At 72.0% G+C, this 11322-nt stretch carries 10 protein-coding genes; 9 read left to right on the top strand and 1 reads right to left on the bottom strand.

Annotated elements, in window-relative coordinates:
• Positions 1–13 precede the first annotated feature (13 nt).
• The 7 genes from ACZ69M_RS17785 to ACZ69M_RS17755 all read left to right on the top strand — a co-directional run bounded on the left by ACZ69M_RS17785 (position 14) and on the right by ACZ69M_RS17755 (position 6465).
• On the top strand, positions 14–2095 hold the full coding sequence (locus ACZ69M_RS17785) for a S53 family peptidase (protein ID WP_470050788.1): 2082 nt from the start codon (positions 14–16) through the stop codon (positions 2093–2095).
• Entirely contained in the window at positions 2092–3555 is a 1464-nt protein-coding gene (locus ACZ69M_RS17780) for a phytoene desaturase family protein (protein WP_470050786.1), read from the top strand. The genes ACZ69M_RS17785 and ACZ69M_RS17780 overlap by 4 nt, the downstream gene beginning before the upstream one ends.
• A gap of 4 nt (positions 3556–3559) precedes the next feature.
• The gene (locus ACZ69M_RS17775; protein ID WP_470050784.1) at positions 3560–3973 is read left to right on the top strand and encodes a VOC family protein; all 414 of its coding nucleotides are present in this window, start codon (positions 3560–3562) and stop codon (positions 3971–3973) included.
• Positions 3974–4082: 109 nt separating this feature from the next.
• Positions 4083–4493 carry a hypothetical protein gene (locus ACZ69M_RS17770; protein WP_470050782.1) on the top strand — a complete coding sequence of 137 codons (411 nt, stop codon included), beginning with the start codon at positions 4083–4085 and terminating at the stop codon, positions 4491–4493.
• Positions 4494–4498: 5 nt separating this feature from the next.
• Complete coding sequence (locus ACZ69M_RS17765) at positions 4499–5005, top strand: thiol-disulfide oxidoreductase DCC family protein (RefSeq protein WP_470050974.1); 507 nt, start codon at positions 4499–4501, stop codon at positions 5003–5005.
• 11 nt (positions 5006–5016) lie between these two features.
• Positions 5017–5787 (top strand): TetR/AcrR family transcriptional regulator, encoded by a 771-nt coding sequence (locus ACZ69M_RS17760; protein WP_470050780.1) that lies wholly within the window; start codon positions 5017–5019, stop codon positions 5785–5787.
• 75 nt (positions 5788–5862) lie between these two features.
• A complete protein-coding gene (locus tag ACZ69M_RS17755; protein ID WP_470050778.1) occupies positions 5863–6465 on the top strand; it encodes a Uma2 family endonuclease in 603 nt (200 codons plus the stop codon).
• On the opposite strand, the gene ACZ69M_RS17750 is transcribed toward ACZ69M_RS17755, so the two are convergent.
• On the bottom strand, positions 6458–8866 hold the full coding sequence (locus tag ACZ69M_RS17750; RefSeq protein ID WP_470050972.1) for an MMPL family transporter: 2409 nt from the start codon (positions 8864–8866) through the stop codon (positions 6458–6460). The two genes, ACZ69M_RS17755 and ACZ69M_RS17750, sit on opposite strands and share 8 nt — an antisense overlap.
• 187 nt (positions 8867–9053) lie before the next feature.
• Between ACZ69M_RS17750 and ACZ69M_RS17745 the strand changes: the two genes are divergently transcribed.
• Together ACZ69M_RS17745 and ACZ69M_RS17740 are read left to right on the top strand one after the other, a co-directional pair.
• A complete protein-coding gene (locus ACZ69M_RS17745; RefSeq protein ID WP_470050776.1) occupies positions 9054–9743 on the top strand; it encodes a response regulator transcription factor in 690 nt (229 codons plus the stop codon).
• A complete protein-coding gene (locus ACZ69M_RS17740; RefSeq protein WP_470050774.1) occupies positions 9740–11290 on the top strand; it encodes a sensor histidine kinase in 1551 nt (516 codons plus the stop codon). Before ACZ69M_RS17745 ends, ACZ69M_RS17740 begins: the two co-directional genes overlap by 4 nt.
• Positions 11291–11322: the final 32 nt, after the last annotated feature.

Raw genomic sequence — 11322 nt, 5'->3', positions numbered from 1 at the left:
AGAAGGGCTCACCATGTCCGCACACCCGCGCATACGCCCCGGCGCGCTCACCGCCGCCGTCTGCACCGCACTCCTGGGTACGGTGCTGGCCTCGCCCACCGCGCACGCCGCGGACCCCTCCCCGCACCGGCACACCCTGTCCGGCTCGCGTCCCGGATACGCCACCGCCGGCGCCGACGCGGGCGCGGTGCCTGCCGACCAGCGCCTCACCGCCCGCCTCTACCTCGGCTCCCGCGACCCGGGCGGCCTGGCCGCGTTCCTCCGGCAGGTGACCGACCCGCACAGCCCGCGCTACCGGCACTTCCTCACCCCCGCCGCCTACCAGCGACGCTTCGCCCTCGGACCGGCCGAACACCGGGCCGTGGCCGACTGGCTGACCCGGGCCGGCCTCACCGTCACCCGGGACACCACGCACTACGTGGACGTCTCCGGCCCCGAAAGAGCCGTACGGCAGGCACTCGGAAGCCCCATCCACCACTACCGCACGGCCCGGGGGACGGTCAGCGCGCCGTCCGGCGACCTCAGCGTCCCGAGCTCCCTGGGCACCGAGGTGGTGGCCGTCTCCGGGCTGTCCGCGCCCGCCGCAGCCCACCCGCAGTCCCACCGCACCACCACCCCCCTGCACGCACTGCGCCCACGGCCCTCCGGCGCCACCGTCACCGACGACGCCGGCGCCGTCTGTTCCCCCTCCTTCGGCGGGACCCCGGCCACCGGGCTGCCGACCGCCTACGGCGCGACACCCACGTACGCGCCCTGCCCGTACGTCCCCGCCCAGCTGCGTCACGCCTACGGAGCGGGCGGTGCCCACGCGACCGGCAAGGGCACCACCATCGCCATCGTCGACGCCTACGGCTCCCCCACCATGCCCGCCGACGCCGACCGGTACGCCCGCGCCACCGGTGACCGCCCCTTCCGTCCGGGCCAGTACCGCCAGCGGGTCACCCCGAAGAACTGGAACGTGGGCTCCGCGTGCGCGCCTCCCGCGTCCTGGGCCGGCGAGGAGGCCCTGGACGTCGACATGGCCCACGGTCTGGCCCCCGACGCGCACGTCCTCTACATGGGCGCCGACTCCTGTCTCGACGCCGACCTCATGGACGCCGAGGCCACCGTCATCGACCACCGCCTGGCCGACTCCATCTCCAACTCCTGGGCCGAGATCATCCACTCCGACCCGGGACATCTGACCCCGGACCTCGTGAACGCCTGGAACCTGCTGTTCGAGCAGGCCGCCGCGGAGGGCATCGGGGTGTACTTCGCCGCCGGGGACTGCGGCGACTCCTCGCCCGGCGCCGCCGAGACGGGCGTCAACTGCGACCCCAAGACCACCGCCGCCCAGGCGGACTTCCCCAGCGGCTCCCCCTGGGTCACCTCCGTCGGAGGCACCACCCTGGCCCTCGACCGGCACGGGAACTACGCCTGGGAGACCAGCATGGGCGACGAGCTGTCGGTCCTCACCGACAGCACCTCGGCCGCCCGTTCATCCGCCTCCGGGGCACCCGCCTCCGGGGCATCCGGCAAGGCCTGGGGCCCCCTCCCCGGAGTGTTCGCGTTCGGCGGCGGAGGCGGCCCCGGCGACTTCCCGCAGCCCTGGTACCAGCGCGGGCGCACGCCCGCCCCCAGCAACGGCACCCCGGCGCGGCGCACCACCCCCGACGTGGCCATGGAGGGCGACGGAGCGCTGCCCGTCCTGGTGGGGCTCACCGACGGCGGCACCTTCCAGCTCGTGGGCTTCGGCGGCACCTCCGCCGCCACCCCCGCCTTCGCCGCGCTCCAGGCCGACGCCCAGCAGGAGACCGGCCATCCGCTGGGCTTCGCCAACCCGCTGCTGTACGCGCTCGGCGGCAGTCCGGTCTTCCGCGACGTCACCGACCACCCCGCCGCCGCGGGCAGTGGCCCGCTCACCGTCGTCCGCGACTACGGCCCCTCGCCGACGGCCCAGACCCCGTCCGACGACCAGCAGCGCTACGTCCTCTACGCCCTGGGCCGCGACTACGGCCTGCACGCCGTCCCCGGCTACGACGACGCCACCGGCCTCGGTTCCCCCTCCCCCGCCTATCTGCGGTGGATGCGCCGTACCGGCGGCATCCCGCGGTGACACCGGACGCCATCGTGGTGGGATCGGGGCCCAACGGTCTCGCGGCCGCCGTGGTCCTGGCCCGGCGCGGGCTCGCCGTGACCGTCCTGGAGGCGGCCGACACGCTCGGCGGCGGCACCCGGACCAGCGAACTGACCCTGCCCGGGCTGCTCCACGACCACTGCGCGGCCGTCCACCCGATGGCGCTCGCCTCGCCCTTCCTGCGCTCCCTCGGCCTGGAGCGGCACGGCCTGGAGTGGCGGCGGCCCGAGATCGACCTCGCCCATCCGCTCGACCACGGCCCCGCGGCCGTCCTGCGCCGGTCGCTGAAGGCCACGGCACGCTCCCTCGGCCCGGACGGAGCCGCGTGGGAGCGGCTGTTCGGGCCGCTGACGGACCAGTACGACTCCCTCGCGGCGGAGTTGCTGCGCCCACCGCTGCGACTGCCCCGGCATCCCCTCCCCCTGGCCCGGTTCGGGCTGCACGCGGCGCTCGGCGCCACCGCCGTCGCGCGACGCTGGCGCACGCCGGGCGCCCGCGCCCTGTTCGCCGGTGTCGCCGCGCATGCGATGGCGCCCCTGACCGCGCCGGGCAGCGCCGCCATCGGCCTCATGCTGACCGCGGCGGCGCACCGGCACGGCTGGCCCGTGGCGCACGGCGGCTCAGGGGCCGTCACCCGTGCCCTGGCGGCGTGCCTGGCCGAACTCGGCGGCACCGTGGAGACCGGCGTCCGGGTGCGGTCGCTGGCCGAACTGCCGCCCGCCCGCGTCACCTTGCTGGACGTCGCGCCGCGTGCCGCCGTGGCGCTGTGCGGCGACCTGCTGCCCGCCCGCACCCGTCGCGCGTACGCCCGCTGGCGGCACGGGCCCGCCGCCTTCAAGGTCGACCTGGCCGTCGAGGGCGGTGTGCCCTGGCGCGACGAGGCCTGCCACCGGGCCGGGACCGTCCACCTGGGCGGCACGCTGGAAGAGGTCGTGGACGCCGAACGGGCCGTGACGCGCGGGCGGATGCCGGAGCGTCCCTTCGTGCTGGTGTCCCAGCAGTACCTCGCCGACCCGGTCCGCTCGGCGGGAGACGTGCACCCCGTCTGGGCGTACGCGCACGTCCCGCACGGGTACGAAGGCGACGCCACCGAAGCCGTACTCGACCGGATCGAGCGCTTCGCGCCGGGCCTGCGGGAACGCGTGGTCGCCCGTGCGTCGATGTCCGCGTCCCGGCTGGAGGCGTACAACGCCAACTACGTGGGCGGTGACATCCTCACCGGCGCCAACACCCCGCGCCAGCTGGTCCTGCGCCCCCGCACGGCCCTCGATCCCTACGCCACCGGCATCCCCGGCGTCTTCCTGTGCTCGGCGGCGACGCCGCCCGGCCCCGGCGTGCACGGCATGTGCGGCTACCACGCGGCGCGCTCGGCCTTGCACCACCTGGGGGACCCGCCCGGTCAGCCACCGGGTTCCCGGCTCGGCCCGTACCTAATCTGATGGCATGTCAGATGATGTGTCGTACGAGCTGCTCGGCTTCGACAACGTACTGCTGCCCGTAGGGAACCTCGGCGCCGCGGTGGAGTTCTACGGGCGGGCGGGCATTCCGGTGGCGTTCCGGCTGGACGAGGCCGGGATCGCGCTGCTGAAGGTGGGCAAGGAGACGCCGGGACTGCTGCTGCGAATGGAGGAGGAGCTCGGCCTCCGGCCGCCGCTGTGGGCCTCGGCACGGGTGTGGCTGGAGGTCCGGGACGCGCGGGCCACGGCCGACGCACTGGCCTCGGCGGGCATCCAGCCGCTCGCCCCCGCCTTCCCGGTCGCCACCGGCTGGACCGTCGAGATCGCCGACCCCTGGGGCAACGTCATCGGCTTCACGGACTACGGCAAGCGGCCCGAACTGGGCCGCCGTCAGGCATGACCCCCCTCACTCCGCCCGGCCTCGCTCCACCCTGACTTGAACATGTTCAAAAGCAGGTCTACATTCCTTCTCGACAGCGTTTTGAACGCGTTCAAGAAGGGGTGGGGACATGGACCTCACGGTCGTCGCGTACGTCATCTATCTGCTGGTCAGCATCGCGCTGACGGTCTGGGTGGCACGCACGCTCAGCCACAACGGGCGGATCTTCCTCGCCGACGTGCTGCACGGGAACGAGAAGCTCGCCGACGCCGTCAACCACCTCCTGGTGGTGGGCTTCTACCTCGTCAACCTGGGCTTCGTCGCGCTCTATCTGAACAGCGACGACGGCGAGATCACCGACACCCGCGGGGTCTTCGAGGCCCTGTCGACCAAGCTCGGCGTCGTCCTGCTCGTCCTCGGGGTCATGCACCTCGGCAACGTGTACGTGCTCAACAAGATCCGGCGGCGGGGCGTCATGGAGCGGGAGCAGCTGCCGCCCGTCGCGCCGACGGACTGGGTCGCGCCGGCAGCCGGGGCGTGAGCACCATGACCGGCCTCAAGGCCACCCGTGACCGGGACGCCGCACGCGTCCCGGTCCTCGGGCTCACCGTCCTCTACGACGCACAGTGCTCGCTGTGCACCTTCCTGCGCGACTGGCTGGGCAAGCAGCCCCAGCTGGTGCCGCTGCGGCTCGTGCCGGCCGGTTCCGAGCAGGCCCGGACGCTCTTTCCCGCCCTCGACCACCGCGCCACCCTCGACGAGATCACCGTCGTCGGGGACGGCGGTCAGGTCTACCGCGGGGCCGCCGCCTGGGTCGTCTGCCTGTGGGCGCTGCGCGAGCACCGGCCGCTCGCCCACCGGCTGAGCACCCCGGCCGGGGCCCGGCTGGCCAAGGGCGCGATGCTCGCCGCCGCGAAGTGGCGCTCCGCGCACGCCCAGCAGGGGTGGGGCGGGGGCGCGTACCGGCGGGGTGACGGGTGGGTGTACGAGCCGAGCATCGGCTGGATGTACCTGCCTCCCGGCTGTGACGACGGCTCCTGCTCCACTGGTTAGGCTCTCCTACCGTGCCAGCACCGACAGACAGCCCCGGCCCGGACGACACGAGCGCGCCCGGAAAGGCCCAGGAAAAGAGTCCCGCCAAGAGCGAGCAGACCCGCGCCCTGATCCTGGAGACCGCGCTGCGGCTGTTCCAGGAGCGGGGGTACGACAAGACGACCATGCGGGCGATCGCCCAGGAGGCCGGGGTCTCCGTCGGCAACGCGTACTACTACTTCGCCGGCAAGGAGCACCTCATCCAGGGGTTCTACGACCGGATCGGCGCCGAGCACCAGGCGGCGATCCGGCCGGTCCTGGAGCGAGAGAAGGATCTGGAGGCGCGGATCGCGGGGGTGCTGAAGGCGTGGCTGGACGTGGCGGAGCCGTACCACGAGTTCGCGGCGCAGTTCTTCAAGAACGCCGCCGATCCGGAGAGCCCGCTCAGCCCCTTCTCCCCCGACTCGGCCGGCCCGCGCGAGGAGGCCATCGCCATACACCGCGAGGTGCTCGCCGGTTCGAAGGCGAAGGTTCCCGAGGAACTGAGGGACGTCCTGCCCGAGCTGATGTGGCTGTCGCAGATGGGGCTCGTCCTGTACTGGGTCTTCGACCGCACGGAGGGACGCGAACGCAGCTACCGGCTCGCCGAGCGCGGCGCCCGCATCACCACGCGGGGCGTCTCACTGGCCCGCTTCCGCGTCCTGCGCCCGCTCGTCCACGAGGTGCACGAACTGTTCACGGACTTCCTGCCGGGGATGACGAAGATGCTGCCGGATCCGGGGCGGGGCTCCACGATCGGGTGAAGCCGGTGGCACAGGACATGGGGGAAGAGTCCGTCCTACGATGATGTTCTCGACCAAGCCCACAGGAGGCACGTGATGTCCGCTGCATCCGTCGAGCAAGCCTTCGAGCCTGAGCCGGTCGCGCTCACGGCCATTGCCGACGAAATCATGGAGCGCCATCCGGGCTACCGCGTCGAGATCATCGGAGGCCATCTCCTCGTGAGCCCAGCACCGGACGGCCCTCACTCCGAGGCCCTGATGCTCTTCGCGGCCCCGTTCATGCAGCTGGGCCTGGTGCGGGCCCTGCCGGGTATCGGCCTCTGGCTGCCCAGTGGTCCAGAGGACTACGTGATCCCCGACCTGTCGGTGGTCAACGACGACTACCGCCATCACCTGGTGGACAACAGCTGCTACGACCCGGCCTGCTTCCGCCTCGTCATGGAAGTCACCTCCACCAACTGGAAAACGGATCTGCGGGACAAGGTCTCCTGCTACGCCAGGGTCGGCATCCCCGTCTACGTCATCGTCAACCGCAAGCACCAACGACTCCACGTCCTCACAGACCCGGCCGCGGACCGCTACAAGGTGCACAGCATCCACACCGCCGACGAACTCGTCACGCTCCCCGAGTCCGTCGGCGGCAAGGTCACCCTCGATGTGAAAAGGATCCTCGAAGCCGGGCACCCCACGGCTAATTGACGGCGTCCACCTCTCCCTCCGTCAACTCCAGGTCGTGTACGAGGGGTTCGTCGGTCACGATGACATGCCGGGCGCGGGCGCCGTACGACGAGGCCGTCGCCGACAGCAGGTAGGTGCCGGGCGCCGGTACCGAGACGATGTACGAGCCGTCCGCCAGTGAGGTCACCCGGTCCAGTTGACGCCCGCCCTTGGTGAGCAGGGTGAGGACCGCCCCGTCGACCGGCGCGCCCTCCGCGTCGCGGACGAAGCCGTGCACGACCGTCGGTCCTCCCGACGAGGCCCCCGGCAGCGACTCCGCCTCCTCGGCCGGCTCCACCGCCAGGTGCGGCAACCGCTTCTCCAGACCCGCCGGCAACCACCAGTTGGACTTGCCCAGCAGATGCATCGCGGCCGGCACCAGCGCCGTGCGGAGAATGAACGCGTCGAGCGCCACCGCCGCCGCGAGGCCCACGCCCGCCATCGCCGCCCCCGAGTCGCCGCTGAGGACGAAGGCGAGGAAGACACAGACCATGATCAGGGCGGCGGAGTTGATGACACGGCTGGTCTCCGCGAGGCCGACCCGCACCGCCCGCGCGTTGTCCTTCGTGTGCACCCACTCCTCGTGCATCCGGCTCACCAGGAACACCTGGTAGTCCATCGAGAGGCCGAAGAGCAGGGAGAGCATGATGACGGGCAGGAAGGCGTTGATCGGGCCCTCCTTGCCGAGCCCCAGCAGGCTCAGACCCCAGCCCCACTGGAAGATCGCGACGAGGACGCCGAAGGACGCGGCGGCCGCGATGAGGTTCATCAGGGCGGCGGTCAGGGGCACCACCAGGGAGCGGAAGGCGACCATCAGCAGCAGGAAGCCCAGGCCGATGATGGTGGCGATGAACAGCGGCAGCCGGTCACCCGTGACGGTCGAGAAGTCCTTGGAGATCGCCGTCACACCGCCGACGTGCGCCTGCGCCCCCGCCTCCGGGATCACCTTGTCCCGCAGGGTGTCGATGAGCTGGTCCGTCTTCTCGGACTGCGGTGACGTGGTCGGTACGACCTGGATCACCGTGACGCCCTGCGCGGGCGGCAGCGCCGCGACCTGGGCGACGCCGTCGGTCGCACGGATGCCCTGCACCAGCTTGTTCGTGTCGCCGCTGGTGGAGACCACCTGGAGCGGGCCGTTGAAGCCGGGCCCGAAGCCCTCCGCGAGGAGGTCGTACGCCTTCCGGGTCGTCGTCGACGCGTCGTCGTTGCCCTGGTCGGTCGCGCCGAGCCGCAGTGACAGCACCGGGATCGCGAGGATCGCCATGACGACGAGGGCCATCACGGCGACCGAGCGCGGCCGCTTCTGGACGCCCGCCGACCAGCGCGCCGCGAGACCGCTGGACCGCTCCGGCTCGGGGCCGTCGGCGGCCAGCTTGCGCCGCTGGCGGCGGCTGAGCACCCGGGAGCCGAGGAATCCGAGCAGCGCGGGCAGCAGCGTGACCGCCGCGAGCACGCTGAACACGACGGTGAGCGAGGTGCCGATGACCACGCCGTCCAGGAAGCGCAGGTTCGTCACGAGCATGCCGGCGAGCGCGATGCACACCGTGCCGCCCGCGAACAGCACCGCGCGGCCGGAGGTGTTGAGGGCGGTGACCGCCGACTCCTCCGGGTCCATGCCGCGCAGGATGCCGCGCCGGTGCCGGGTGACGATGAACAGCGCGTAGTCGATGCCGACACCGAGGCCGATCAGCGTGGCGAGCAGCGGAGCCAGGTCGGGCACCGACGTCACATGGCTGAGCAGCTGGGTGGAGAACAGGCCCGTGCCCACCCCGAAGATCGCGATGCCGATCGGCAGCAGCATCGCGAAGAGCGAGCCGAAGGCGAGGAAGAGGACGACCGCCGCGGCCAGGATGCCGATCATCTCGGCGAGTCCGGTGGGCGGTTCCTGGACGCGCTGGATCGCCTGACCACCCAGCTCGACGTGCAGACCGCCGCTCCGGGCGCCCTGCGCGGTGTCGACCACGTCCTGCACCAACTGCTTGGGCACCGCGTTCGCCTGCTCGGCGAAGGTGATCTGGGCGTAGGCGATCTTGCCGTTGGCGCTGATCTGCGCCGCGCCCCGGTCGCCCGTGTAGGGGCCGGTGACGCCACCGACCCCCGCCATCTTGCCGATCTTCTCCAGCGCGGGCTGGATCCGGGACTGTACGGACTGGTCCCGGACGGTTCCCGTGTCGACCTTCCACACCACCGTGTCGGTGTCGCCCGCGCGCTCCGGGAAGGCCTTCTCCATCTGGTCGTACGCGCGCTTGGAGTCCGTGTTCGGCAGGGAGAAGACGTTCGCGTAATCCGTGCCCGCGGTCGAGGCCGCGGCCCCGAGCCCGAGCAGTGCCCCCACCCACAGCAACAGGACCACCAGCCGGTGCCGATAGCACCACCGTGCCAATGTCGCCACGCTCAACGCTCCTTAGTCGACCGGCCATCCGGTCGTTCGGTTGTCGGTTGGTCCCCCAGGTCCTGGGACCAACCATCGACCGGCACGCTCGAGCGACGACACAGACCGCCCATGACTCTCAAGGAACTCCAAAGGGGGAGCCGCCCCCTGGCGCGACCCGCGTGCGGATACTGGGGGCATGACCGCTCACGAGGGGGCCACCGTTCTCGTCGTCGAGGACGAGCCGAGCATCGCGGACGTCCTCGCCATCGCGCTGCGCTACCACCGCTTCGAGGTGATGACCGCGGGCACCGTCCGTCAGGCGCTCACGCTCGCCGAACGCACCCGCCCCGACGCCGCGCTGCTCGACGTGATGCTGCCGGACGGCGACGGCCGGGCGCTCGGCCGTGAGCTGCGCCTGCGCCGGCCCGACCTGGCGATCGTCTTCCTCACCGCGCGGGACGCGCCCGCCGAGATCGTCGGCGCGCTCGGTTTCGGCGACGACTACATCACCAAGCCGTTCAACATCGACGAGGTCGTCGCCCGGATCACGGCCGTACTGCGCCGCACACGTCCCGACGACGTCCTTCCCCAGCGCCCGCCCCTTCGCTACGGCGAACTCGAACTGGACGAGACGACGTACTCCGTGCACCGCGGGAACCGCACGGTGGAGCTCACCCCCACCGAGTACGCCCTGCTGCGCTTCCTCGTCCGCAACGGCGGCCGGATCGTGTCCAAGGAACAACTCCTGCGGCACGTCTGGCAGTACGAGCACTCCGCCGAGTCGACCGTCGTCGAGACCTACATCAGCTATCTGCGCCGCAAACTCGAACCCCTCGGCCCACCGGTGATCCAGACCCGCCGGGGCGTCGGATACGGCCTCGCATGACCCCGGCAACCCCGGACCCGGCGGTCGCCTCGGCGCATGCGGAGCCCTCCCCCCACGCGGAGCCCGCATCCCGGACCGAGCTCGCCCTCTGCGCGGGGATTCCCGCGTACGTGGGCGTGCGGCGCCCCCGGCGTCACCACGGGGTCCACTCCTTGCGCGGCAAGCTGACGCTCGCGAACGTGGCGTTGCTGGCGCTGGGCATCATCGTGGCGACCGCCGTCAGTCTGATGGGCATGCGGCACTACCTGCTCGACCAGGTCGACACGGAACTGTCCAAGACGCGGGAGTCGCTGACCGGTTCGCGGCTCACCCTCCACCAGATCGACTCGCTCACCGCGCTCGCCTTCGTGCGCGAGCGGATGGTCCCCGGCATGGACCGGTCCGACAAGCCCGACTCGATCTTCGCGGCGGTGGACGGCCACGGGACCCCCCTCAGCGTCGGCGGTTTCAAGCCCACCGACATCCAGCGCGCGCTGGCCGACTCGGTGGACGACCCGAGCGCCCTCGCGCACGACCCCGCCCTGCACGACACCACCGTGCACGGCGCTTCCTACCGGGTCACCGGGGCCCGGCTCGAGGACGGCACGTACGTGCTGCTCGCCGCCTCCACCGACGCCCTGCACAAGGGCATCGCCAAGGCCCTCAAGCTCGATCTGAGCATCGGCACCCTGCTGTTGTCGCTGCTCGCGGTGCTGACCATGATCAGCGTGAGCCGCCGGATGCGGCCGCTGGAGGACATGGTGGAGACCTCCTCCGCCATCGCCGAGGGAGACCTCACCCGGCGCGTGCCCTCCAGCCACCATCCGACCCAGGAGGTCGAACAGCTGCGGCTCGCCCTCAACTCCATGCTCCACCAGGTGGAATCGGCGTACCGGACCCGCGAGCGCAGCGCGGCGCAGCTGCGCCGGTTCGTCGCGGACGCCTCGCACGAGCTGCGCACCCCGCTGTCGGCGATCCGCGGCTACCTCCAGCTGTACGAGAAGGGGATGCTGCGCGAGCCGGCTGAGCGCCGGCGGGCCTGGGACCGGATGAACGCCGAGGCCGACCGCATGGGACGCCTCGTGGACGAACTGCTCATCCTGGCCCGCCTCGACCAGAGCCCCGAGCTGCGTTTCAAGAACGTCGACCTGAGCCGTCTCGTGCGGGACGCGGCCGAGGATCTGCGGGCCCAGCAGCCCGGGCGTCCGGTGACCGTGGGCGCCGACGGGACGCTGCTGGTGCACGCCGACGAGTCGGGGCTGCGGCAGGTGCTGGGCAACCTGGTGGCCAATGTACGCACCCACACGCCCGCCGACGTGCCGGTGCGGCTCGGTCTCGAACGGGAGGACGGGACCGTACGGCTGTGTGTCGCGGACCAGGGGCCCGGGCTGACGGAGGAGGACGCGGCGCGCATCTTCGACCGGTTCTTCCGGGCGGGCGGTGGTGCGGGCAGCGGGCTGGGGATGGCGATCGTGCAGGGAGTGGTGGCCGCGCACGGGGGTGACGTGGCGGTACGGACGGCGCCGGGAGCGGGGCTTGAGGTCACGGTGACGCTTCCGGCGCGGTGAACTGCTTTAACAAGCACAGTGAGGTGCTTGAA

This window comes from Streptomyces sp. NPDC107454, from assembly GCF_055582885.1.
The sequence above is the reverse complement of the archived record's forward strand: the minus strand, read 5'-3'. Positions and strand labels throughout refer to the sequence as shown.